Annotated in this window: 22 protein-coding genes; 5 read left to right on the forward strand and 17 right to left on the reverse strand. The window is 72.6% G+C overall.

What is annotated here, in order from left to right:
- Positions 1-5: 5 nt before the first annotated feature.
- From F4562_RS06475 to F4562_RS06545, 15 genes are all read right to left on the reverse strand, one after another.
- Complete coding sequence (locus F4562_RS06475) at positions 6-836, reverse strand: hypothetical protein (RefSeq protein WP_184543845.1); 831 nt, start codon at positions 834-836, stop codon at positions 6-8.
- On the reverse strand, positions 833-1552 hold the full coding sequence (locus F4562_RS06480) for a VIT1/CCC1 transporter family protein (RefSeq protein WP_184543843.1): 720 nt from the start codon (positions 1550-1552) through the stop codon (positions 833-835). Before F4562_RS06480 ends, F4562_RS06475 begins: the two co-directional genes overlap by 4 nt.
- Complete coding sequence (lgt, locus tag F4562_RS06485) at positions 1549-2823, reverse strand: prolipoprotein diacylglyceryl transferase (protein WP_184543841.1); 1275 nt, start codon at positions 2821-2823, stop codon at positions 1549-1551. Before lgt ends, F4562_RS06480 begins: the two co-directional genes overlap by 4 nt.
- Before the next feature lie 27 nt (positions 2824-2850).
- Positions 2851-3615, reverse strand: a complete 765-nt coding sequence (locus F4562_RS06490) for a DsbA family protein (protein ID WP_184543839.1) — start codon at positions 3613-3615, stop codon at positions 2851-2853.
- Entirely contained in the window at positions 3615-4127 is a 513-nt protein-coding gene (locus F4562_RS06495) for a MauE/DoxX family redox-associated membrane protein (RefSeq protein ID WP_311734101.1), read from the reverse strand. Before F4562_RS06495 ends, F4562_RS06490 begins: the two co-directional genes overlap by 1 nt.
- 244 nt (positions 4128-4371) lie before the next feature.
- On the reverse strand, positions 4372-5166 hold the full coding sequence (trpA, locus tag F4562_RS06500; protein WP_184543835.1) for a tryptophan synthase subunit alpha: 795 nt from the start codon (positions 5164-5166) through the stop codon (positions 4372-4374).
- 68 nt (positions 5167-5234) lie between these two features.
- A complete protein-coding gene (gene trpB / locus F4562_RS06505) occupies positions 5235-6455 on the reverse strand; it encodes a tryptophan synthase subunit beta (RefSeq protein WP_221207420.1) in 1221 nt (406 codons plus the stop codon).
- 29 nt (positions 6456-6484) lie between these two features.
- A complete protein-coding gene (gene trpC / locus F4562_RS06510) occupies positions 6485-7294 on the reverse strand; it encodes an indole-3-glycerol phosphate synthase TrpC (protein ID WP_184543832.1) in 810 nt (269 codons plus the stop codon).
- A 168-nt stretch (positions 7295-7462) separates the two neighbouring features.
- Positions 7463-7894 carry a DUF2752 domain-containing protein gene (locus F4562_RS06515; protein ID WP_184543830.1) on the reverse strand — a complete coding sequence of 144 codons (432 nt, stop codon included), beginning with the start codon at positions 7892-7894 and terminating at the stop codon, positions 7463-7465.
- Positions 7895-8006: 112 nt separating this feature from the next.
- Positions 8007-8351 carry a DUF4190 domain-containing protein gene (locus F4562_RS06520; RefSeq protein ID WP_184543828.1) on the reverse strand — a complete coding sequence of 115 codons (345 nt, stop codon included), beginning with the start codon at positions 8349-8351 and terminating at the stop codon, positions 8007-8009.
- 272 nt (positions 8352-8623) lie between these two features.
- Positions 8624-9214: a Trp biosynthesis-associated membrane protein gene (locus F4562_RS06525; RefSeq protein WP_184543826.1), complete on the reverse strand. Its 591-nt coding sequence runs from the start codon at positions 9212-9214 to the stop codon at positions 8624-8626.
- Positions 9211-9558, reverse strand: coding sequence for a phosphoribosyl-AMP cyclohydrolase (gene hisI, locus F4562_RS06530; protein ID WP_184543824.1), 348 nt, complete (start codon positions 9556-9558; stop codon positions 9211-9213). The genes F4562_RS06525 and hisI overlap by 4 nt, the downstream gene beginning before the upstream one ends.
- A gap of 90 nt (positions 9559-9648) precedes the next feature.
- Complete coding sequence (ppk2, locus tag F4562_RS06535) at positions 9649-10611, reverse strand: polyphosphate kinase 2 (protein WP_184543822.1); 963 nt, start codon at positions 10609-10611, stop codon at positions 9649-9651.
- 115 nt (positions 10612-10726) lie between these two features.
- The gene (locus F4562_RS06540) at positions 10727-12499 is read right to left on the reverse strand and encodes an ABC transporter ATP-binding protein (protein ID WP_184543820.1); all 1773 of its coding nucleotides are present in this window, start codon (positions 12497-12499) and stop codon (positions 10727-10729) included.
- A 79-nt stretch (positions 12500-12578) separates the two neighbouring features.
- Positions 12579-14360 (reverse strand): ABC transporter ATP-binding protein, encoded by a 1782-nt coding sequence (locus F4562_RS06545; RefSeq protein ID WP_184544120.1) that lies wholly within the window; start codon positions 14358-14360, stop codon positions 12579-12581.
- Between the two features lie 163 nt (positions 14361-14523).
- On the opposite strand from F4562_RS06545, the gene F4562_RS06550 reads away from it, so the two are divergent.
- A complete protein-coding gene (locus F4562_RS06550; RefSeq protein WP_184543818.1) occupies positions 14524-15156 on the forward strand; it encodes a TIGR03085 family metal-binding protein in 633 nt (210 codons plus the stop codon).
- A gap of 116 nt (positions 15157-15272) precedes the next feature.
- On the opposite strand, the gene F4562_RS06555 is transcribed toward F4562_RS06550, so the two are convergent.
- Entirely contained in the window at positions 15273-15989 is a 717-nt protein-coding gene (locus tag F4562_RS06555; RefSeq protein WP_221207379.1) for a MerR family transcriptional regulator, read from the reverse strand.
- 87 nt (positions 15990-16076) lie between these two features.
- Between F4562_RS06555 and F4562_RS06560 the strand changes: the two genes are divergently transcribed.
- The 3 genes from F4562_RS06560 (at position 16077) to F4562_RS06570 (ending at position 19275) form a co-directional block, all read left to right on the forward strand.
- A complete protein-coding gene (locus tag F4562_RS06560; protein WP_184543813.1) occupies positions 16077-17084 on the forward strand; it encodes a hypothetical protein in 1008 nt (335 codons plus the stop codon).
- 287 nt (positions 17085-17371) lie between these two features.
- A complete protein-coding gene (locus F4562_RS06565; RefSeq protein WP_184543811.1) occupies positions 17372-17533 on the forward strand; it encodes a hypothetical protein in 162 nt (53 codons plus the stop codon).
- A 347-nt stretch (positions 17534-17880) separates the two neighbouring features.
- Positions 17881-19275 carry a glutamine synthetase family protein gene (locus F4562_RS06570; RefSeq protein WP_184543809.1) on the forward strand — a complete coding sequence of 465 codons (1395 nt, stop codon included), beginning with the start codon at positions 17881-17883 and terminating at the stop codon, positions 19273-19275.
- 46 nt (positions 19276-19321) lie between these two features.
- On the opposite strand, the gene F4562_RS06575 is transcribed toward F4562_RS06570, so the two are convergent.
- Positions 19322-22684, reverse strand: a complete 3363-nt coding sequence (locus tag F4562_RS06575; protein WP_184543807.1) for an ATP-binding protein — start codon at positions 22682-22684, stop codon at positions 19322-19324.
- Positions 22685-22739: 55 nt separating this feature from the next.
- On the opposite strand from F4562_RS06575, the gene F4562_RS06580 reads away from it, so the two are divergent.
- The gene (locus tag F4562_RS06580; protein ID WP_246473371.1) at positions 22740-23213 is read left to right on the forward strand and encodes a Uma2 family endonuclease; all 474 of its coding nucleotides are present in this window, start codon (positions 22740-22742) and stop codon (positions 23211-23213) included.
- The last annotated feature ends 14 nt before the right edge of the window (positions 23214-23227 follow it).

The raw sequence follows: 23227 nt of genomic DNA on the forward strand, positions 1-23227 counted from the left end.
CGGGGCTACGGCGAGCCGTCGGTGACGGCGACGACGCGGCGGAAGATCGCCTTCTCCACGCCGCGGACCGTCAGGGAGAGCGAGACGAAGTCGTCGCGGGGCCCCGGGTCGGCGCCGTCGGCCCTCCCGATCCAGACCAGGGCCGCGTAGTGACCCATGGCGTGCCCGCTGGACTCGGTGTGGCCGCCGGTCGGGAAGGTCGCCCGGCCCGTCTGGAGCGGATGGACCCAGCCGCCGCGGTACAGGGTGGTCAGCTCCGCCACGAGCCGGTCGGCCGAGGCGGCGTCGCGGAGGTTGAACAAGGTGTACTGGGCGACGTAGCGGCCGTCGGCGCTGACGTAAAGGCCCCGGGCCGCCTGCGTGCAGCCGCCGCCGGCGAGCAGGTCGACGAGCCCCTGGCCCCAGACCGCCGCCGCGCAGTCGGTCTCCAGGCCGGTGCCGGCCAGCCGGAGCGTGACCTTGCCCTCCTTGAGGGTCTTGGTGGGAAAGAGCTCCTTGAGCGTCACCGGCTTGGAATCGGACGTGCTCTGCGCGAGCGGCGCGAACACCTTCGACGACGCCCACGCCTGGTAGGTGTCGGGCCGTGGCTGGGTGACGACGGCCGCGCCGGCGGCGGCCCGCTCGGGTGCGCGGTCGCCGCCGAGCCCCTCGATCACCACGATGAGCCCCACCACGGTGACCAGCACGCCGGCCACCGAGGCGAGGACCACCAGCACCCGCTGCTGCATCGGGGTCAGACCCCATTCCTCCAGCAGAGGGATGCTCCAGCTCTCCTCCTTGCCGGAGGAGCGGCGGCGTTTGCGCGTGGGGGTGGGGGTGGGGGTGGGGGTGGTCACAGTCCGGTCCCTCCCAGCAGGTTGCCCAGAGCGAAGGTCAGCCCGGCCGCGACCACCCCGACGAGGAGCTGGCGCAGCCCGCTGTACCACCAGCTGCGCGCGGTGACCCGGGAGACCAGCGCTCCCGCGCCGAACAGGGACAGGCAGGAGAGCACCGCCGAGGCCACCAGGCTGGTGACCCCCAGTAGGTACGGCAGAAGCGGCAGGATCGCGCCAACGCTGAAGGACAGGAACGAGGAGAACGCCGCGGTCCTGGGTGAGGGCAGATCGCGGGGGGTGACGCCGAGCTCAGCCTCGGTGTGCACCTCAAGTGCCTTGGCGGGATCCCGGGAGATCTGCCGGGCCACCTCGGCCGCCACGGCGGGCTCGACGCCGCGGGCCTCGTACAGCTGGGCGAGCTCCTGCTGTTCGGCGTCGGGGTGGCGTTCCAGCTCACGCCGCTCGACGTCGATCTCGGCCAGGGCGAGCTCCCGCTGGCTGGCCACCGAGACGTACTCGCCGCCGGCCATGGAGAACGCGCCGGCCGCCAGACCGGCCACACCGGCGAGTACGACGACCTTGGTGCTGTCGGTGCCGCCGGCGACCCCCGCGATCAGGGCGAAGTTGGAGACGAGGCCGTCCATCGCACCGAACACCGACGGCCGCAGCCAGCCGCCGTTGACGTCGCGGTGCTGGTGGTGGATCTCGGCGCGGTCGCCCGCGCCGCCTGCGCTCATCGTCGCTCTTTCCCGCCTTCGGACGCGGTCGTGCCCGTGACCTCCTCGTGGAGGTCGTCATCGCGGGCGGCCCCGGCGGACGCGCCGGGTGCCTTCCCGGGCTGGTCGTCGTTCTCGGCGGGCTCGGCCTCGCCCGCCGGGTGCGCCGGGTCGACCGTGCCCTCGGCTGCGAGCGTACCAAGCGCGGCACGCGGCGCCTCCTCGCGGGCCGTGCCCTCCGCGTCGCCGTCGGACCGGTCACCCTCGGCGGGTGCGGCGGAGACCGGCGCCGGGGACGCCCCGGCGGGGGTCTCCGCCCCGGCCTTCCCGGAGCCGTGGTCGCCGGCGTCACCGGCCGGCTCGGCCCCGTCGCTCTCGCCCGCTTCGTCCGCCTCGTCCGCCTGGTCCGACGGGTGGGCCGGATCGGCCGGGTCGCCGAGGTCGGCGGCGGGGTCGGCGGTGGGGTCGGGCGTCGCCCGGACCTTCTCCTCGTTGCTCTTGTTCCTGGCGTACCAGAAGTAGGCCACGGCTCCCAGGAACACGATGATCGAGGTCCACTGGTTGAGGCGCAGCCCCAGGATGTGGTGGGCGGGGTCGACGCGCAGGCCCTCGATCCAGAAGCGGCCCACGGTGTAGCCCGCGACGTAGAGGGCGAACACCCGGCCGTGCCGGAGCGCGAACCTGCGTCCGGCCCAGATCAGGACCAGTGCCAGGCCCAGGTCCCAGATCGATTCGTACAGGAACGTGGGGTGGTAGGTGTCTTCGCCCGGCACCGTGCCCGGCCGGTCGGGGTCGATCTCCAGGCCCCACGGCAGGTCGGTCGGGCTGCCGAACAGTTCCTGGTTGAAGTAGTTGCCCCAGCGGCCGATGGCCTGGGCCAGCGCGACGCCGGGGGCGACGGTGTCGGCCACGGCGGACAGGGAGATGCCCCTGCCGCGGCAGCCGAACCAGACGCCCAGCGCGCCGAGCGCGATGGCACCCCAGATGCCCAGCCCGCCCTGCCAGATGAACAGCGCCTCGATCGGCTCCTTCGGCGCGTCGGGACCGAAGTAGAGCTGCCAGTCGGTGATGACGTGGTACAGCCGTCCGCCGACCAGGCCGAACGGCACGGCCCACACGGCGAGGTCCACGATCGTCCCGGGCTCGCCGCCGCGAGCGCGCCAGCGGCGCTCACCGAGGACCACGGCGGCGATGACGCCGAGCACGATGCACAGTGCGTAGGCCCGGAGGGGGACCACGCCGAAGAGATACCAGACTCCCTGGGAGGGGCTGGGAATCGAGGCGAGGGGCATGTCAGGTGACGTTACCGTGTCTGCGGGCTACTTGGCGGCATCGAGCACGGTCTGGCGCAACGCCGAGGGGGAGAACGCCACGTCGTTGGGGACCTCGGTGCCGTCGAGTTTCAGCGTCGGCGTGCCCTGGAGCTTCTGGGTCTCCAGGATCTTCTTGCTGTAGGCGTCGTGGTCGGCGGCCTTCTCCTGACCGGTCACGCACTTCTCGAAGTTCGCGTCGGTGACGCCCGCCTCCTTGCCCCACGCGACCAGGTCGGCGACCTCGAAGCCCTTGGCGGTCTCCGCGGGCTGCTCCTCGAAGATCTTGTCGTGGAGCTTGAGCCACGGGGCGCCGCCGGGGACGCAGCGGGCGGCGACCGCGGCCCGGACGGAGTTGCCCCGGGTGATGCCGTTGTTCATCTCCTGGGGGAAGATCGTGATCGGGTGGAAGACCACCTTGGCCTTGCCCTCGGCCGCCAGGTTCTTGATCGTGGGGCCGACGGCCTTCTCCAGCGACTGGCAGGCCGGGCACTGGAAGTCTTCGTAGACGTCCAGGACCGGCTTCTCGACGCCGGCCTTGGCCATGACCACCGAACCGTCCGCGGCCACGGTGACCGGCGCGAGCGCGGCGGTGGCCTCCTCGGACTTGCTGCTCTGGGCGGCGTACCACCAGCCGGCCCCGACCGCGGCGATCGCCACCACGGCGGCGGCCGCGATGGTGGTGATCCGCCGGGCCCTGTCCTTGCGCTGCTGTTCCTCGCGCTGCGCCTTGATCCGATCACGGGCTGATTGTTCCCGCGCGCCCTTGCCCATCAGTCGTTCTCCTTTTCCAGGGGCTCCTCGTCCTCGATCATCTCGGCGTCGTCGTACGGTCCCCGATCCGGGGTCAGTCCCAGCGCGGAGTCCAGCGCGAAGCGGCCCGGCGGGAACCAGGCGATGATCACACCGAGCGCGAAGAGACCGAAGTCCCGCAGGATGTCGATGAGGTAGCTGGGCTCCTCCCCCGCGGCGAGCTGACCGCCGCCGCCGAAACAGCCGCAGTCGATCCGCAGCCCGCGCGCCCACGCCGAGGCGATGCCGATGACGAAGGCGAGCATCAGCAGCGCCGAGACGACGCCCGCGGCACGGGTGAGCAACCCGAGAACCAGCAACACCCCTACGACGATCTCCAGGATGGGCAGGCCGTAGCCGACCACCCTGGCGAGCGATTCCGGGAGCAGTTCGTATGCCTCGACCGCCTGGACCGAGAGAACCGGCGTGCCGATCTTGCCCCACCCGGCGACGATCAGTACGCCCGCCATAACCAGCCGCGAGACGGTCGTCACCCAGGGTATCGCTGAAATGACGTTGCGCGACCTCACGGGCGCGAGCTTTCAGAAGTCAAGAGCACCTTCGTCTCCTTTCCGGTGCCTCGGCACGGACGTCTCCGGCGGGTGCACGGTATCCGAGGAAACCCCATCACGGGCGCGATAAGCGTCGGATAAGCCGGCCGAGCGGGGGAACGGGCAGGAAGAGCGGCGGATGCGGCCGTCCCTTTCCGGGGGGCCGCATCCGGGAGAACGACTACGGTCAGGCGCGGACGCCGGCCGCCAGCTCGGCGCCCAGCTCGCGGACCGAGGCCAGGGCCGACGCCTCGTCGGGGGCGTCCAGGACCCGGCGGATGAACGCCGAGCCCACGATCACGCCGTCGGCGTAACCGGCCACCTCGGCGGCCTGCCGGCCGGTGCCGACGCCCAGGCCGACGCAGACGGGCAGGGAGGTGTGCGGGCGGGTCCGCTCGACCAGGCCCTGCGCGGCGGTGCCGACCTGGTCGCGGGCGCCGGTGACGCCCATCAGCGAGGCGGCGTACACGAAGCCGGTGCAGCTGTCGGCGACGGCCTTGATGCGGGCCTCGGTGGAGCTGGGTGCCACCAGGAAGACCGTGTCGATCCCGGCGTCGGCGCTGGCCGCGCGCCAGGGCCCGGCCTCCTCGGGGGTGAGGTCGGGGGTGATGGTGCCCACCCCGCCCGCGGCGGCCAGGTCGCGGGCGAACCGGTCGACGCCGTAGCGGTCGATCGGGTTCCAGTACGTCATGACCAGGGTGGCGGCGCCGGTCTTGGCCACGCCCTCGACGGTGCGCAGCACGTCGGCGATGCGGGTGCCGTTGACCAGGGACCGGTGGACGGCGTCCTGGATCGTCGGGCCGTCCATGAGCGGGTCCGAGTACGGCAGGCCGATCTCGATCACGTCGCAGCCCGCTTCCACCATGGCGGTGGCGACGGCGATCGCGCCGTCCTTGCTGGGGAATCCAGCGGGGAGGTAGCCGATGAGGGCGGCGCGGTCGTCCGCCTTCGCCTTGGCGAACACCGTCTGAAGAGTCGTCATCGTTGGTTCCGTTGCGGGTCGGGGCCGCCGTCCCCGCCGGCGACGCCGGAGGGGAAGCAAGTCGGTCGTCAGAGGTTGAAGTACTTCATCGCGGTGCCCATGTCCTTGTCGCCCCGGCCGGACAGGTTGACCAGGATGGTGGCGTCGGGGCCCATCTCACGGCCGAGCTTGAGGGCTCCGGCGAGTGCGTGCGAGGACTCGATCGCGGGGATGATGCCCTCGGTCCGGGCGAGCAGCGCGAACGCCTCCATCGCCTCGGCGTCGGTCACGCCGTGGTAGGTGGCGCGTCCGCTGTCCTTGAGCCAGGCGTGCTCGGGGCCGACGCCCGGATAGTCGAGACCGGCGGAGATCGAGTGCGACTCGACCGTCTGGCCCTCGTCGTCCTGCAACACGTAGGTGCGCGAGCCGTGCAGCACCCCGACGGAGCCCGCGGTGAGGGTCAGGGCGTGCTCACCGCTCTCCAGGCCGCGCCCGCCGGCCTCGAAGCCGTGCAACTGCACGCCCTCGTCGCCGATGAAGGCGTGGAAGATGCCGATCGCGTTGGAGCCGCCGCCGACGGCCGCGGCGACCGCGTCGGGCAGCCGGCCGGTGAGCTCCATGATCTGGCGGCGGGCCTCGACGCCGATGATGCGGGCGAAGTCGCGGACGATCTCCGGGAACGGGTGCGGCCCGGCGATGGTGCCGAAGAGGTAGTGGGTGTGGTCGACGTTGGCGACCCAGTCGCGGAACGCCTCGTTGATGGCGTCCTTGAGGGTCTGGCTGCCGTTGGTGACCGGGACGACGGTGGCGCCGAGCAGCTTCATGCGGGCGACGTTGAGCGCCTGGCGCTCGCAGTCGACGGCCCCCATGTAGATGACGCACTCCAGGCCCATCAGGGCGGCCGCGGTGGCGGTGGCGACGCCGTGCTGGCCGGCGCCGGTCTCGGCGATCACCCGGGTCTTGCCCAGTCGCTTGGTCAGCAGGGCCTGGCCGAGCACATTGTTGATCTTGTGTGCGCCGGTGTGGGTCAGGTCCTCGCGCTTGAGGATGATCCGGGCCCCGCCCGCCTGCTCGGCGAAGCGCGGCACCTCGGTGAGGGTGGTCGGCCGCCCGGCGTAGGTGCGCAGCAGGCGGTCGAACTCACCGATGAACTCGGCGTCGTTCTTCGCCTTGTCGTACTCGGCGGCGACCTCGTCGAGCGCGGGGATCAGCGCCTCGGGCACATAGCGCCCGCCGAACACGCCGAACTTGCCCTGGGTGTCCGGGTCGTCGCCGTGGACGCCGTTCCCGGCGAGGTCCGCGGCGGTCAGGACGGTTCCTTCTTGCGTTGTCACTTCGCTTACTGCCCCTCAGGTCGGGATGCGGGGTGGGCGCCGGCGGTGACCAGGTCGACCACGGCTGCCCGGGGGTCCTTGCCGGTGACCAGGCTCTCGCCGACCAGGACGGCGTCGGCGCCGGCTCTGGCGTAGGCGAGCAGGTCGTGGGGGCCGCGCACGCCCGATTCGGCGATCTTGATGATGCCGTCGGGGACCTTGGGGGCGAGCTTGGCGAACACCTCGCGGTCGACCTCCAGGGTCTTGAGGTTCCGCGCGTTGACGCCGATGATCTTGGCTCCGGCGGCGAGCGCCCGGTCGAGCTCCTCCTCGGTGTGCACCTCGACCAGCGGGGCCAGGCCGATCGACTCGGCCCGCTCGATGAGGGAGACCAGCGCGTTCTGGTCGAGCGCCGCGACGATGAGCAGCGCCAGGTCGGCGCCGTAGGCGCGGGCCTCCCAGAGCTGGTAGGAGGTGACGATGAAGTCCTTGCGCAGGACGGGGATGTCGACCACCGCGCGCACGGCGGCCAGGTCGTCGAGGCTCCCGCCGAAGCGGCGCCTCTCGGTCAGCACGCTGATGACGTGGGCGCCGCCGGACTCGTAGTCGGCCGCCAGCGCGGCGGGGTCGGCGATCGCCGCCAGTGCCCCCTTGGACGGGCTCGACCGCTTGACCTCTGCGATCACCGCCACCTGGTCGCCGCCCAGCGCCGCGTAGGCGTCACGGGGGGCGGGCGCCCGCTGGGCACGCTCTTTGAGCTCGGCCAGCGACACGCTCTCCTGCCGCTGGGCGAGGTCGGCGCGGACCCCTTCGAGGATCTCTTCCAGAACGCTCACTTGCCCTCCTCGCGAAGCTCGGAGGCCAGGTTCGCGAACGTCGCCGTGCTCATGGTTCGCTCGCTCCGCTCGCTCACGAGTAAGGCCCCTCCCGATCGACTGCCCTGTCTCGCCGATGCTATCGGCCCGACCGGAGTCGCCCCGCCATCGGGTGAGACCTATGGGTGACTACGGGGCCAGGAATTCCGCGAAAGGAAGGTTCCGCGCCATCCAGAAGAGGATCAGCAGGGCCAGGAACAGCCAGACATAGACCGGGCGAACGGACTCACCGGGAGGCGGACCGCCGCGCCAGGAGCGCAGCGTCCAACGCGACCAGAGCACGGCCAGCACCGGGATCATGACCACCACGACCGGGTTGAGCCCCAGGGCCGCGGCCGGGTCGCCGTGGACCAGCGCGTGGACGGCCCGCAGACCGCCGCAGCCCGGGCAGTAGAGCCCGGTGAGCATCAGGAACGGGCAGGTCGGGTAGTGGCCGGGCTCGTTGGGGTCGACCGCCCCCACGAACGCGACCGCGGCGCCCGCCGCCAGCGCGGCGCCGAGAGGCGCCGCCAGCGCCCGCGCCCGTGACGCGCGCGGCCCCGTGACCTTCCCCGTCGCCATGGTGTGCCCCCCTCCGCCGACGCCCCCTCGACGGCCACGATACTCAAACCGGACGGCTCCGGGGCCGGGGCGGCCTTTCGGCCCGATGCCGCCCGACCGGCCGGCGCGCCGGTCACAGCGCCGGCGCGGTCTCCTCGGCCGTCGGCACGTCGAACGGCTCCGGATCCAGCGGCACGTCGGGCACGTCGGGCACGCCGTAGTAGTCCTCACCCGGATTCGAGTCGACGACCGAGTCGACGAACTCACCGATCGTGAACGACCAGGTCAGCAGCAGAAGCAGCCACAGCACGATCCCGCCGTAGGACAGGAGCAGGCCGATGATGGCCATGGGACGCCCGTCCTCACCCGTCCGTTTGATCTGCCCCAGCGAGACGTGGCCGAGGATGACGCCCAGGAGCGAGGGGAGACCGCACAGGAACAGACCGGCGATGCCCAGGATCAGGGCTCCGATGGCCATGCCGTTGTTGCGCCGGGGCGGGGGCCCTCCGTAGCCCCCGTACGGGCCATGGCCTCCGGGCGGCGGCCCGTAGCCCCCGGGTGGCGGCCCGTAACCACCGGGAGGGCCGTAGCCACCGGCCGGGCCGTGACCACCCCCCGGGGGCTGCTGGTGACCACCGGGCTGATTGCCATAGCTCATAAATGACTCCAACTATCCGCTTTAAAGGCGGAATACTAGCTAAAATCCTCCCATTTATTGGGGGATTCGCGCACACCATGGGCCCGTGGCCGTCAGCGGTCCTCGTCGTCCGGGCCGGCCGTGGGGTCGGTGCCGCGGTCGAGGGCGTCCCACAACGCCCGCTCGTTGAGGGCTCCGGGGGCCGCGGTCTCGCCGCCGGCCGCCGTCCCGGGCCGGTCGTAGCGGCCGGACATGCCGGGCCAGCGGGCGCCCCGCAGGGCCGCCAGCACGCCGCCGGCCACCAGCAGCAGGCCGCCCGCGGAGGCGAGGACCGGCCAGACGAGGGCCGGGACGACCTGCGGAACGGTTCCCGCCGCCGCGGGCACCTGCTCGGCGGAGATCCGCAGTGCCGCGTCCGCGCCGCTCCCCCACCAGGAGCCGGCGACCACCCCGGCCCCGCAGAGCGCCATCACCACGCCGACGCCCCGGCGCCAGACCCCCCGCGTCGCGAGCACGGCGACCACCGCGGCGAGCGAGGCCCAGGCCGCGGGGCCGAGCGCGGGTGCCAGATCCGCGGCGGACACGGGCACCCGCCGCGCCCCGTACGTCACGGCGAACCACTCGCGGCCGGATGCGAGCAGCACCAGCGCGGCGCCCGCCGCGCAGACGGCCGCCCAGATCCACGGCTCGCGCCCGGCTCTCACGCCCCGGTCACCGCCAGCGGCGTGGCGTCGAAGCAGGTCCGGTCGCCGGTGTGGCAGGCGGCGCCCACCTGGTCGACCCTGAGCAGGATCGTGTCGCCGTCGCAGTCGAGGGCCGCGGACTTGACGTGCTGGACGTGGCCGGAGGTGTCGCCCTTGACCCAGTAGGCGCCGCGGCTGCGCGACCAGTAGGTGGCCCGGCCGGTGGTGAGCGTGCGATGCAGCGCCTCGTCGTCCATCCAGGCGAGCATGAGCACCTCGCCGGTGTCGTACTGCTGGACGACGGCGGGCACCAGCCCGTCGGCGGTGCGCTTCAGCCGGGCCGCGATGGCGGGGTCAAGGGACATGCGGTAATTGTGCCGCACCCGGGGAGAGGGCCGGCGTCCGGCACGGCACGGATCCCCGGGACACCGCCCCGGGGAGACGGGCCCCGCCGCTCAGTGCGCGCGGTCGTCGTCGAGCACGTCGGCGGCGTGGACGACGATGTTGGGGTCGGGGACTCCGACGACCTCGTGATCCTTGTCCTCGTACTCGAACAGGCTGAGCACGTGGCGCATCGCCTCGATCCGGGCCCGCTTCTTGTCGTTGCTCTTGATCACCGTCCACGGGGCCTCCTCCGTGTCGGTGTGCAGGAACATGTCCTCCTTGGCCTCGGTGTACTGCGTCCACTTGTCCAGCGACTGCAGGTCCATGGGGGAGAGCTTCCACTGGCGCACCGGGTCGACCTGGCGGATCACGAACCTGGTGCGCTGCTCGGAGCGCGAGACCGAGAACCAGAACTTGACCAGGTGGATGCCGTCGCGGACGAGCATGCGCTCGAACTCGGGCGCCTGCTCCATGAACTCCAGGTACTCCTCCGGGGTGCAGAAGCCCATCACCCGCTCCACCCCGGCGCGGTTGTACCAGGAGCGGTCGAAGAAGACCATCTCCCCCGCGGCCGGCAGGTGGGAGACGTACCGCTGGAAGTACCACTGGGTGCTCTCGCGCTCGCTCGGCTTCTCCAGCGCGACCACGGTGGCCCCGCGCGGGTTGAGATGCTCCATGAACCGCTTGATCGTGCCGCCCTTGCCGGCCGCGTCACGCCCCTCGAAGAGGATCACCAGGCGTCCGCCGGTGTCCTTGATCCAGTACTGGAGCTTGAGCAGCTCGATCTGGAGCAGCCGCTTGAGCCGGTCGTACTCCGGCCTCCCCATGCGCTCGGCGTAGGGATACTTCTCCCGCCAGGTGTCGACCGGGGAGCCGTCCAGCCGGACCAGGACCGGATCGTCGTCGTCGTCGTCCATGACCCGCAGGTTGGGCATGTCGTCGAGCAGGTCGCTGCGGGCGGCGGCCGACTGCGGGTCGAGAACGGAGAACCGCGGGGTCTGCGCCTGCGGATCCTCCCCCAGCACCTCTGTCATGTCCCCTACTTCCCCGGGTGGCGGACCGTCTCCCCCGGCGGGGAGACCGCCCCTTTCCCGTCCCCTACCTCGCCACGGGACGTCTAATCCTCCGGCTTCGGCGGGCGGCGGCCCGTCAGGAGTGGGCCGCGGAGACCCAGGAGGCGTGCAGCTCCGCGTAGACGCCGGGCTGCCGGACGAGCTCGGCGTGCGGGCCGCGCTGCACGACACGGCCCCGCTCGAAGACGATCACCTCGTCGGCCGCCTCGGCGGTGGACAGCCGGTGCGCGATGGAGACGGCGGTCCGGCCCCGGGTGACCCCCTCCAGCGCGCGGGCCAGCCGCACCTCCGTGGCCGGGTCGACCGCGGAGGTGGCCTCGTCCAGCAGCAGCAGGTCGGGGTCGGCCAGATAGGCGCGGGCGAGCGCGACGAGCTGGCGCTCCCCGGCCGACAACGACTCGCCGCGCTGTCCGACCGCGGTCTCCAGGCCGGCGGGAAGCCCCTCCAGCCAGTCGGTCAGGCCCAGCTCGGTCATGGCCAGGCGGATCTCGTCGTCGGTGGCGGCGGGACGGCCGAAGCGGATGTTCTCCGCCAGGGTGCCGTCGAACAGGAATCCGTCCTGCGGCACCATCACGATCCGGCGGCGCAGCGAGGAGAACCGGACGGTCCGCAGGTCGTGCCCGTCGACGAGGATCCGGCCGGAGACGGGGTCCATCAGGCGGGTGAGCAGCTTGGCGAAGGTGGTCTTGCCCGAACCGGTCTCCCCCACCACGGCGATCCGTGAGCGCGGCGGGATGTCCACGCTGACGTCGTGCAGCACCGGCACCCCGCCGGGGTAGGAGAACCCGACGTCCCGGAAGGAGACCTCGATGGGGCCGCGCGGCAGCTCGACACCGGCCGGGCCCGGGTCGGCGACGTCGGGCGGGGTGTCGAGCACGCCGAGGACCCGCCGCCACCCGGCGACCGCGTTCTGCGCCTCGTTGAGCACCTCGGTGGCGATCTGCATCGGCGAGATGAACAGTGTGATCACGAACAGGAAGGCGACCAGGCGGCCGGCGCTGATGTCACCGTCGAGGCCCAGCCGGACCCCGAGCAGCACCACCGCGGCCAGGGCGACGGCCGCGACGACGTCGGTCAGCGGGAAGACCGTCGCCACGATCCGCTGCGTGCGGGCCTGCGCCGCCTTGTTGGCCTCGATCGCGGCGTCGACCCGCTCGGCGGTGCGGCGTTCCGCGCCGTGTGCCCGGATGACCGCCGCGCCCACCACCGACTCGCTGACGGCCGAGAGCAGGTCGCCGGTGCGTTCGCGGACCCGCGTGTAGGCGCCCGACAGCCAGCGCTGGAAGCGCGGCAGCATGACCATGAGCGGCAGGAAGCAGGCCCACACCAGCAGGGCGAGCCGCCAGGAGTAGACGAACATCAGCACGGTGGCGACCAGCAGCTGGCCCATGGCGATGATGAACATCAGCCCGCCCCACTGCATGAACACGCTGATCTGGTCGACGTCGCCGGTGACCCGGGAGACGAGGGCTCCGCGCCGCTCGGAGTTCTGGGTCAGCACCGACAGGTCGTGCACGTGCCGGAAGCCGCGCACCCGGAGCGTGGCGAGGGAGGACTCGGTGGCCCGGTAGAGGCGGACGTTCATCAGGTACGCGCACAGCGCGGTGACCGCCACGGCGGCGGCGCACAGCAGCACGACGGTGCGGATGAAGGCCAGGTCCGGAACCGGACCGGCGAGACCGGTGTCGAGGGTCTGCTGCACGGCGATGGGCACGATCACCCTGCCCGCGGTGGCCAGTACGGCCAGCAGGAGGGTCACGACGATCCCCCTGCGGAACTCCGGGGTGAGCGCCAGGCCGTGCCGGACGGTGGCCAGCGCGGAGCGTTCGACCCCCTGCAACGAGCTCACCGGCACCGACCGCCCCGTGCCGCGCCGCTCCGGGCGCCCGCCGCGGCGTCGCGGCGGCTCCGTGGCCGGTTGTGCTCCCTCACGCGGTGACCTCTTCCTCTTCCTCGGCGCCGAGCGCCTCGCGCTCGGCCTCCTGACGTTCGTAGGCGGTGACCAGGTTCCGGTAGCCCTCGCAGCGGGCGATCAGCTCCCGGTGGGGGCCCCGGTCGACGACCCGGCCGTGGTGCAGGTAGACGACCTCGTCGGCCAGCGCGATGGTGGCCATCCGGTAGGCGACCACGACCACGGTCGAGGCGTGCGCGGCGTCCCGCAGGCCGTACAGGATCCTGGCCTCGACCTGGGGGTCGACGCTGGAGGTGGCGTCGTCCAGGACGAGCAGGCGGGGGCGGCGCACCAGGGCACGGGCCAGGGCGATGCGCTGGCGCTGGCCGCCGGACAGGGTGGCGCCGCGCTCGCCGACCCGGGTGTCCAGGCCGGAGGGCAGAGCGCTGACGAACCCCTCGGCCTGCGCCAGGCGCAGCGCCGCCCAGACCTCGTCGTCGCCGACCGGCAGGCCGAGGGTGACGTTGCCGCGCACGGTGTCGTCGAACAGGAACGTCTGCTGCGGCACCAGCGCGACCGCGTCGCTGACCCCGCCGCGGGCGACGTCGCGCAGGTCCACCCCGTCGACGAGGACGGCCCCCCGCACCGGGTCGACCAGCCGGACGAGGGTCTGGGTGAGCGTGGACTTGCCGGAGCCGGTGGGGCCGACCAGGGCGACGGTGCGGCCGGGCTCGACGGCGAGGTCGACGTCGCGCAGCACCGGGAAGTCGTCGTAGGCGTACTCCAGGCCGCGCACCTCCAGCCGGGCCGGGCCGCTGCCGGGCAGCTCGGCGGCGCCGTGCTCCATGGACCCGGTCGCCTCCAGCACGGACGTGACCCGCTCGTGGCCGACGACCGCGCGGGGCAGCTCGGCGAGCACCCAGCCGAGCGCGCGGATCGGGAAGGCCAGCAGGGTGAACAGGTAGGCGACCTCGACGAGGACGCCCGCCTCGATGGCGCCGCTCTCCAACCGGGCCGCGCCGATCAGCAGCACGGCGAGCACGCCGATGGTGGGCAGCGCCTCCAGCACCGGGTCGAACAGGCCCCGCACCCGGCCGACGGCGATGTTGGCGTCGCGCAGTTCGTCGACCTTTGCCCGGAATCTGGCGGCCTCCTCGTCCTCACGGCCGAGGGTCTTGACGACCAGGGCGCCGTCGAAGCTCTCGTGGGCGATCTCGCTGACCTCCGCGCGCAGTTGCTGGGCCCGGGTGGCCAGCGGGTTGAGCCTGCGCTGGTAGACCAGGTTGAGCACGGCGATCGCCGGGAAGATCAGGAAACCGACCAGGGCGAGGACCGGGTCGGTGATCACCAGCCCCACGGCGGCGGTGACCAGCATGATCACCACCCCGACGGCCATCGGCAGCGGGGCGAGCGGCGCCCAGGCGGCCTCCACGTCGGCGCTGGCGTTGGAGAGCAGCTGCCCGGTCGGGTGCCGGTGGTGCCAGGCCAGCGGGAGCCTGAGGTACTGCCGGGTGACGTCGCGGCGGGAGCGGGCCTGCATGCGGTACTGCATGACTCCGGCGAAGTATCTGCGGCCGGACACCCCCAGCGCCTTCAGCAGCGCCGTCCCGAGGATCAGGAGCGTGCCGAGGGTCAGGGTCGCGGTCGTGATGTCACCGCGCCGGAAGGCGGGGAGCACGGCGTTCTCCGTGGCCCAGCCCAGCGCCCAGGCCGAGGCGACCGTCATCACGCCGTACAGGGCGCTGGACAGGGCCGCGGCGGCGAAGACCGCCTTCTCCGTCCGGATGGCCACCCCGAGGAGCCGGAGCCCCTGGCGCATGACTGCGGAAGTCACTTCACTCGCCACTCGGGGGCTGTCCTTTCGAAGGGGAACATTGCTACATAAGTGCCTATCACTTCTGATCAACGTCTTATTCCCCAGGGGCCCGTCCGGATAAATCATCCTCCGAGGGCCCATACGACAATCTTGCTAAGATCAGCGGATGAATCACGCCCGCACCGAACGAGCCGCCCTCGGTGACCTGCTGTCCCGGCTCGGCCCGGACGCCCCCACGCTCTGTGCGGGCTGGACCACCTTCGACCTCGCCGCCCACCTGGTGTTGCGCGAACACCGCCCCGACGCCGCCCCGGGCATCATGTTCGAGCGGCTGGCGGGCCACACGGCCTCGGTGCAGGAGTCGATGAAGGCCAGGTACGGCTACGACGGCCTCGTCGAGCTGATGCGCACCGGCCCCGCCGGGCTCTACCGCCTGGTGCCGGGCCTCGACCGGCTGGTCAACACCGCGGAGTACTTCATCCACCACGAGGACGTCCGGCGTGCCCAGCGGGTCTGGGAGCCGCGCGAGCTGCCCGCCGACCTGGAGGAGACGTTCTGGTCGCAGGTCCGCGCCGGCAGGGGCGTCTTCCTGCGCAAGGCTCCGGCCCGCGTCGTGCTGCGCCGCACCGGCGGCGGCATCGCCATCGGCGGGCCGAGGAACGCCCCACCGGTGCAGGTGACCGGCGGGGCCGGGGAGCTGCTGTTGTTCTGCTTCGGCCGCCAGGCGCACGCCAGGGTCGAGCTCAGCGGCGCCGAGGAGACCGTGGCCGGGCTGATGGACGCCCCGCTGGGCGTCTGAGGCCCCCGGCACCCCCGAGGTCCGCCAGGGCCGCCGGCGCCGCTCGGGCCCTTCACCGCTCGGGCCCTTCACCGCTCGGGCCCTTCACCGCTCGGGCCCTTCACCGCTCGGGCCCTTCACCGCTCGGGCCCTTCACCGCCGGTGTCCGTCAGCGGCCGGCCCCCGGCACCTCCGGGCCTCTCGCCGCCGGGCTCCGCCCGGCACTCCTGCAGCTTCTGCCCGAGCGCGCCGGCCGAGATGTTGCCCTGCGCGATCCGGCGCAGGGCGGCGATCAGGGTGTCGCCGAGCAGGGTGCCGACCACCACCAGCTCGACCATCCGCTCCAGGTCCGGCTCGTCCATCAGGGCCGCCACGTCCGCGCGCGCGGTACGCGCCGCCGCCTCGGCGTACTCGTCGAGACGGGTCAGGACGCCGTCGTAGCCCAGGGCACCGAGGGTGAACAGCACACCGGCGACGGCCCGCATGGCCTCACTGTCGGAGTGGTGGTGCCATCCGTGCCGGGCGATCAGCTCCCGGGCCTGCCGCGCGGCCAGGTCCCACCGCTCCCCCTCCCCTGGCTCGTGCCGGGGCGTCACGGTCCGCTGGGCGACGCCGAGCCGGTCGTGCAGGCTCAGCTCAGGCCGTTCGAGCTGTTCCAGCAGCGTGGCGATGCTCGCGAGCGACAGGCCGCCGTACTCGGCCATGGCCCGGACCAGTTTGAGGCGGCGGACGTGCTCCGGGCCGTACCGCGCCTGGTTGGGGCCGGTCCGCTCCCCCGCGGGGAGCAGCCCCTCCCGCAGGTAGTACTTGATCATCGGCACGGAGACACCCGTGACCCGGCTCAGCTCCGCCATCCGCACGTTCCCACCCCCTCTTGTGGACCCTCCCCACCCTAGTGATAGATAACGGATCTATCCATTATCTATTAGAGAGTCATCCCGATGACCCGTCTCCACCGTCCCCTCGTGTACTCCTCCGTGATCATGGCCGTCGTCGCGGTCGTCTCCCTCGCCGGGCTGCTGCTCGACGACCGCATGCTCGACGGCATGCCCGTCTGGGCCAAACCGTTGAAGTTCGCCGTCTCGTTCGGCCTCTACACCCTCACCTGGGCCTGGTTGCTGTCCCTTCGGCGACGGGCCCCCCGGGCCGGCCGGCGGCTCGGCACCGTCCTGGCGGTCGCCGGCACCGCCGAGGTGCTGCTCATCACGGCACAGGCCGCCCGGGGGCGGCGCAGCCACTTCAACTTCGCCACCCCGCTCGACTCCGCCCTGTATTCGATCATGGGCCTCACCGTCGTCATCCTCATGATCGCCAACATCGCGGCGGCGGTGCTGGTGCTGCGCGAGCGACAGGGCGACCCGGCCCAGACCTGGGCGATCCGCCTCGGGCTGGTGATCTCCACGGTCGGCATCGGCCTGGGCTACCTGATGACCGTACCGACCGCCGCGCAGCTGGCCGACGTCGCCGGCACCGTCATCGGCGCGCACAGTGTGGGCGTTCCCGACGGCGGGCCGGGCCTGCCGCTGGCCGGCTGGAGCACCGTCGGCGGCGACCTGCGCGTCCCGCATTTCGTCGGCATGCACGCCATCCAGGTACTGCCGCTGGTCGTCATGGCCCTGGCGCCACTGCGCGGGGAGACCGTCCGGTTGCGGCTGGTGTTCGTCGCCGGGGGCGGCTACGCGGGACTGGTGGCCCTGGTCACCTGGCAGGCGCTGCGCGCTCAGCCGCTGCTGCGGCCCGACGCCGCCACGCTGGTCGCGGCGGCCGCGCTCCTCGCCGGAGTCGCCGTGGCGACGCTGCTCTCCTTCCGCCTTCCCGCCGGTGCCCCTCCCGCCGGGCGCCCCGCCGCGCAGACCTCCGCCGGGGTCCTCGCCGCGCAGACCCCCGGCGGAAACCTCACCGCGCAGCCCCCCGGCGAGGGCCCCGCCGCCGAGCGCCTTCCCGCCTGAACCCCTCCCGTCACGCCTTCCACCGCGGCCCCGGGCGTCCGCCGCCGAGAGGCGGAACCCCCACCTTCCTACCTCTATCGGTACAAGTAGCAGTGAACGTTGGACAGGAACGCCCCGCGACCCCACGATGGCGAGTGTGAGCCATGCCAACCCCGCGACCCGGCCGCGGGTCGCCGTCGCGAGACGGATATGATCCTCAAAATCCGGGAGCCCCCCGGGCCGCAAATGCCAAAGATCGATAAAATTCGGGTATATACGGCTGGGATTGGAACTGCCAGGAGGCCCCCATGCAGGTCAAGAAGGTCCTCACCTACCTAGGGGTAGCGTTCGTGGTCTTCTATCTGTTCACCAAGCCCGCCGAAGCGGCGAGCGCGGTCAACGGAGTCTTCGACGGGATCATCAGAGGAGCGGACCAATTGGCCCTGTTCGTGACACGCGTACTCGGATGACCGCCTGGCGGAGGCCCGCCCCCGCCCTGTAACACCACATCACCTCGGCGCTCCCGGCCGATCGCCCCGGGGAGCGCGGCACCCCCCAACGTCGCACCGCCGAGCCGTTCCCCGAAGACCATCGCGGCACGCCTCTCGCGGACCGCGAAACGCCCCCGGGCGGCGTCCCGGCCACGCCTCCCTACCCTCGTTCCCGCACACCACACCTCCCCGGCCCGCGGATCGAAGCCGCCGCACCCGGATCCCGCGTCCGGCCGCTCTCCCCGGCCGGGCGCGGACACACCGCGGCACACCGGCCGGTGCGCGGGGTGCTTCCGCCGTCCGCGCTGACGTGTTACCCAGGAAGCATGGGAGACCGGCGCGACATCATCGCAGCTCACACGCTTGATCCCGCGGCACGGCGCGTCGTCGAGCGCGCCGGGACCGAGGGCGTCGAGTTGATCCGCTTCCTCTACGCCGACCACGGCGGCGTGATCCGCGGCAAGGCGTCCGCACGCTCCCGGCTGGCCGAACGGCTCAGCACCGGCATCGGGCACACCGTCGCGATGATGGCGATGAACATGCTCGACGAACTCCAGGACGTCGAGCACCTCGGCCCGGTCGGCGAGGTCCGCCTCGTCCCCGACCCCACCACGTTCGTCCGGCTGCCCTACGCTCCCGGCGCGGCGGCCATGCTCTCGGACCTGCGCCAGATCGACGGCTCCCCATGGCCCGTCTGCCCCCGCACCTTCCTGCGCGAGGCCGTCGCCGCCCTCGGCGCCGAGGGATACGTCCTCATCGCCGCCTACGAACCGGAGTTCACCCTCGGCCACCGGGTCGCCGGCCCTGGCGACGGCCCGGACCGGCTGGTCCCCGTCGACGACAGCCTGTGCTACGCCACCACCGGCTTCGACCGGGCCCACGACTACACGATGAGCCTGATCCACGCCCTGCAGATCCAGGGCCTCCAGGTCGAGCACTACCACCCCGAGCTCGGCCACGGCCAGCAGGAACTGTCGATCCACCACGCCCCCGCCGTGCGCGCCGCCGACAACCAGGTGATCTACCGTGAGACGGTCCGGGGCGTCGCCGCCCGGATGTCCATGTGGGCGTCCCTGGCCCCCAAGCCCCTCAGCGACCAGGCGGGCAACGGCGCCCACCTGCACCTGTCCCTCTGGGATCCCGAACTCCGCGCCAACGCCTTCGCCGATCCCTCCGGCCGGTACGGCCTGTCGGCTGCGGCCTACCGGTTCATCGGCGGCCTCATCGCCCACCTCCCGGCGCTCACCGCGTTGACCTGCGGCTCGGTGAACAGCTTCCGGCGTCTGGCGCCGCGGACGTGGTCGAGCGCTTACGCCTGCTACGGCATGGACAACCGGGAGGCCGCGGTGCGGATCTGCTCCCCCCTGGGCGGCGACACCGCGGCGGGCGCCAACCTGGAGTTCAAACCCTCCGACTCCTCGGCCAACCCCTACCTGTCACTGGGGGCCGTCATCCACGCCGGCCTGGACGGCATCCGCCGCGGGCTCGATCCGGGTGAGGCGGTCGACGTCGACCCCGCCACACTCCCGGAGGGAAGCGTCCCCCGCCTCCCGTGCTCCCTCGACGAGGCCCTGGACGCCCTGGAGGCCGACGACGTGCTCATGACCGCCCTCGGCCCACTGCGCGGCTCCGCCTACCTGGCCGTCAAACGCTCCGAGGCCAGGGCCTTCGCGGCCCGGGACGAGGCGTACGAACTGTTCCACCACTTCCGGGTCTTCTGACGCCCCCGGCCGCGGCGGTCCCGCCGGCCGGGGGAACCGCCGGAAACTACCCGCCCTGGACGGTGCCGCCCTGGAAGGGCACGTTCGGCCGCGTCTGGGAAGGCCCGGGCACCGCGGCCATGGCCCGGTCACGCCACACCATGAGCCCGGTCTGGCCGGCCAGCCGTCCCACGGTCTTCAGGTGCCGGACGCAGGCGTCGTGGTCGCCCAGCGCCGAGGCGAGCAGGGCCAGGAACCAGTCCACGGGCCCGAGGGAGGCCACCGCGGAACCCACCGAGATGCGTCCGCTGTAGGGCAGCAACGCCGAATAGGTCACCTGGCAGGCGGGCACGTCGCCGACGGCCGCCTGCGCCGCCCCCTGCAGGCAGGTCATGGTCAGCCACGACCAGTCCGCCGGCGGCGTGGGCCAGCCGCCGGAGACCAGCTCCCGGGCCTCTTCGACGCGTCCCCGGGCGCACAGGTGCAGCACCCGGGCGTCGTGGTCCATCGAGGCGTGGATACCGGTGATCGCCTCGACGAGCGGTCCGACGTCGGCCATGGTGCCGCGCTGGTGGTTCATGCACATGCGGCCCGTGGCCACCACGGCGCCCGCGTACCACATGCCGATCCGCTCGGCCTGCTCCCCGGCCTCGTCGTACAGGATCTCGGCGTCGTCGAACCGGCCCGCCAGGGCGAGCCGGGCCGCCCGCCACACCGTGTGCTGGAAGCGCGGCCAGGGCAGCGGCAGCCGCTCCAGCAGGGCGTCGCAGCAGGTGGCGGCCCGGTCGGCGCCGGTGAGGTCGCCCATCTCCAGCTTGTGGTGGGTCAGCATCATCTGCCCGAGCAGCTCGAACGCCGGCGCCTGGGTGCGCACCGCCAACTCCAGGATCTCCTCGGCGATGCCCAGGTACTCGGAGATGTAGGAGGGCAGGGTCGGCAGTGAGAGGTAGCGGGCGTTGAGCACCGCCATCAGCAGGTGCGGGTCACGCAACCGGCGGGCCATCTCGATCGCCTGGAACGACAGGAAGGCCCGGGACGGGTCGTCGGTCCCGTCGTACAGTTCCTGCGCCAGGCCGCCCAGCAGGCGGGCGCGTTCCGGACTGTCGGTCTCCGGAAGCTCGCGCAGCGCCGCCTCGAAGCGGTGCACCAGCCGCAGCTCCACCGCCTCGTACGGGTTGCGCAGCGTCCAGACCGAGGGTGCGTCCAGCGCGGTCAGCGCACGGGCGGTCGTCTCGGGGCCGGCCCCGGCCCGGTCGGCGGCCCGGACGGCGGCAGCCCTGGCCTGCCGTGCCCCGAGGGCGTCCCCGGCCTCCAGCAGAGCGCGCACCTGGCACAGCAGCAGTTCCACGTGCTCGGCAGGGTCACCCTCCCTGGCCCCGTGCGCGGCCACCACATGTCCCCACCACATGGCCGCCTCCGCGTAGGCCAGGCGCAGGGAGGCCTGCTCGGCGGCGGCACGGGCCCAGCGCACGGCCTCAGCGTACGCCGTGGGACCCGCCTCGACCGCGTGATGCGCGATGACGGCCACATCGGTGCCGGGTCTGCGGGACAGCACGTCCATCACCTCACGGTGGAGCGCCGCCTTGCGCATCGGCGCGACGTCCGCGAGCAGGGTCTCCCGGATGAGGTCGTGGGCGAAGGCCATCCGGCCGGACCCGGCGACGACCAGCCCGGCCCGCTCGGCCCCGTCCAGCGCCTCGTACGCGTCGGCGTGGCCGGCGGCGACGACGGCCGGGTCGAAGTCGCGGCCGACGACCGCGGCGACCGTGAGCACCTCGCCGGTACGCGGGCCGAGCGCGTCGATCCGCCAGCGGATGAGGTCCGCCACCGCGTCGGGCACCGTGTCCAGCGAACGGCCCTGGGCGAGCATCCGGGCGCTCTCCCTGACGAAGAACGGGTTGCCCCCGGTGCGCTCGGCCAGCGCGCGAGCGGTGGGCTCGTCCACCTCGCCGCCCATGCTCTCCGCGACGGTCAGCACCGCCTCCGGCGCGAGACCGGTGAGGTGCAGGCGGAGCAGGTCGTAACGGGCCAGGCGGGTCAGCAGCTCGCTCACCGACAGACCCGGCGCGTCGTGGTGCAGGGCCGTCCGCCGGACCTCCGTATCACGGAAGGCGGCGACCAGTGTGACGGCACCGCCCGGCGCCGAACCGCCGATCAGTACGACCAGGTCCCGCAGGAGTTCCAGCGAGGCCGGATCGGCCCAGTGCAGGTCGTCCAGGACGATCACCAGCGGGCGGGGCCGTGCGGCCTCGGTCAGCCAGTCGGCGACGGCCTGGTTGCGGCGGAGCAACACCGTCCCACCGGACCCGCGGGGCGTCTCCTCCTCGAGCAGCCCCGCCAGCGCGGTCCGGTCCCGGGGCGGGCAGATCCGGTCGAGCGCGCCCAGCACCTGGAGCCACGGCCACAGCGGCGGAGCACCCTCGGTGTCGTGACAACGCCCCCAGAGCACCAGGTGCCCCGACCCGGTGCAGTGCTCGTCGAACGCCTCCAGCAGGCGGGTCTTACCGATGCCCGGCTCCCCCGTCACCGCGGCCAGGGCCGGGCCGGGGCGGGCCGTCCGGCTCACCAGCGCCGCCAGTTCCCCGAGCTCCCGCTCCCTGCCGACCAGACCCTCCACCGTCGGCACGACAGGCGGGGGAGGCACGATGGGGGAGGGCACGGCGGGCCGGGCGGGGATGAGGGGGGCGAGCGAGTCGGCCTGCCGGAGGATGTCGTCCTCCATCGTCCGCAGTTCGGGCCCCGGATCCAGCCCGAGCTGGTCGGCGAGCATCCGCCGGGCGTGCCGCAGCACGGCCAGGGCGTCGCCCTGGCGTCCGGTGCGGTACAGGGACAGGGCCAGCAGGCACCACAGCCGCTCACGCAGCGGATACGCGGCGGTCTCGGCCTCCAGGTCGGTGATCACGGTCTGTGGGCGTCCGAGGGCCAGCAGCGCCTCGGCGCGCCGCTCGACCGCGACCAGGCGCAGCTCCCGCAACCGGTTGGTCTCCGACGCCGCCCACGGTTCGTCGGTGAACTCGCCGTACGGCTGGCCGCGCCACAGCCTCAGGGCCCCGTCCAGCAGGGTGAGCGCCTCGTCGGGAGGAATGGACTCCGCCTGGGCGACGGCCTTGGTGAAACGGATCGCGTCCACGTCGGTGGCGACGAGCGCGTAGCCGGGCGGTCGCCCGACGAGCAGCCTGGCGGGTGCGCGCGGGGCCCGGTCGGGTTCCACCGCACGCCGCAGGTGCGACACGTACGCCTGGATCGTGGCCAGCGCGCTCGCCGGCGGGTCGTTCTCGTACACGTCGTCGATCAGCATGTCGGTGGAGACGACCACTCCCCGTGCGGCCAGTAGCCGGGCGAGCACCGCACGCTGCCGCGGGCCTCCGAGGTCGACAGGAGCACCGTCGTCGCCGTAGGCCTCCACCGGACCGAGAACCCGGAACTCCACCTCGTTACCACCCGTAGCTCAGTGAACGGATAAAGCATGCGTCCCAAGGGGACATTTGAGCATATGCAATAAAGGGTATGGCTGTTCTTCATGCGGACCGGCGGCTTGCCGTGCTTCCGCGTCCGAGCGGGCCCGCCGCCGCCTCCGGGCCCGCCGCCGCCTCCGGGCCGGCAGGCCGCCGGAGACAGGGCCGGTCAACGACCGCCTCGACTCCGACACCGTGTTCGCCCCCGACATCCCCGTCTTCCGCCGCGGCACCGACAGCGACCTGCACGTGGAACCGCACGAGATCGAGATCCTCGCGGAGGTCACGTCCACCGGCTCCGACCGTGACCGCCTCACGAAGATGAACCGCTACGCCTGGGCCGAGTGCGGGTGGTACCGGATCATCGACCAGAACACTCTGGTCATCGATGTACACCGGCTCGACGGAGATCTCTGCCGGCAGGCGGCCGCCATCGCCCTCGGCACCGCGGCCCCCCTGCCCGGCCCCGTCCCCCTGACCATCGCCCCTGGAACGCTCACCTGAGCGCGAGAGGCCGG

Origin of the sequence: Streptosporangium becharense, from assembly GCF_014204985.1 — a bacterium.
In the GTDB taxonomy this organism is placed as follows: domain Bacteria; phylum Actinomycetota; class Actinomycetes; order Streptosporangiales; family Streptosporangiaceae; genus Streptosporangium; species Streptosporangium becharense.

Coding starts and splice junctions, on each gene's coding strand:
- trpA (WP_184543835.1), bottom strand. CDS start 5,166: ATGACGACTCTTCAGACGGTGTTCGCCAAGGCGAAGGCGGACGACCGC.
- F4562_RS06545 (WP_184544120.1), bottom strand. CDS start 14,360: ATGCGCCAGGGGCTCCGGCTCCTCGGGGTGGCCATCCGGACGGAGAAG.
- hisI (WP_184543824.1), bottom strand. CDS start 9,558: ATGTCCCTTGACCCCGCCATCGCGGCCCGGCTGAAGCGCACCGCCGAC.
- F4562_RS06490 (WP_184543839.1), bottom strand. CDS start 3,615: ATGGGCAAGGGCGCGCGGGAACAATCAGCCCGTGATCGGATCAAGGCG.
- F4562_RS06550 (WP_184543818.1), top strand. CDS start 14,524: ATGAATCACGCCCGCACCGAACGAGCCGCCCTCGGTGACCTGCTGTCC.
- F4562_RS06515 (WP_184543830.1), bottom strand. CDS start 7,894: ATGGCGACGGGGAAGGTCACGGGGCCGCGCGCGTCACGGGCGCGGGCG.
- F4562_RS06480 (WP_184543843.1), bottom strand. CDS start 1,552: ATGAGCGCAGGCGGCGCGGGCGACCGCGCCGAGATCCACCACCAGCAC.
- F4562_RS06560 (WP_184543813.1), top strand. CDS start 16,077: ATGACCCGTCTCCACCGTCCCCTCGTGTACTCCTCCGTGATCATGGCC.
- ppk2 (WP_184543822.1), bottom strand. CDS start 10,611: ATGACAGAGGTGCTGGGGGAGGATCCGCAGGCGCAGACCCCGCGGTTC.
- lgt (WP_184543841.1), bottom strand. CDS start 2,823: ATGCCCCTCGCCTCGATTCCCAGCCCCTCCCAGGGAGTCTGGTATCTC.
- F4562_RS06555 (WP_221207379.1), bottom strand. CDS start 15,989: ATGGCGGAGCTGAGCCGGGTCACGGGTGTCTCCGTGCCGATGATCAAG.
- F4562_RS06570 (WP_184543809.1), top strand. CDS start 17,881: ATGGGAGACCGGCGCGACATCATCGCAGCTCACACGCTTGATCCCGCG.
- F4562_RS06520 (WP_184543828.1), bottom strand. CDS start 8,351: ATGGCCATCGGAGCCCTGATCCTGGGCATCGCCGGTCTGTTCCTGTGC.
- F4562_RS06565 (WP_184543811.1), top strand. CDS start 17,372: ATGCAGGTCAAGAAGGTCCTCACCTACCTAGGGGTAGCGTTCGTGGTC.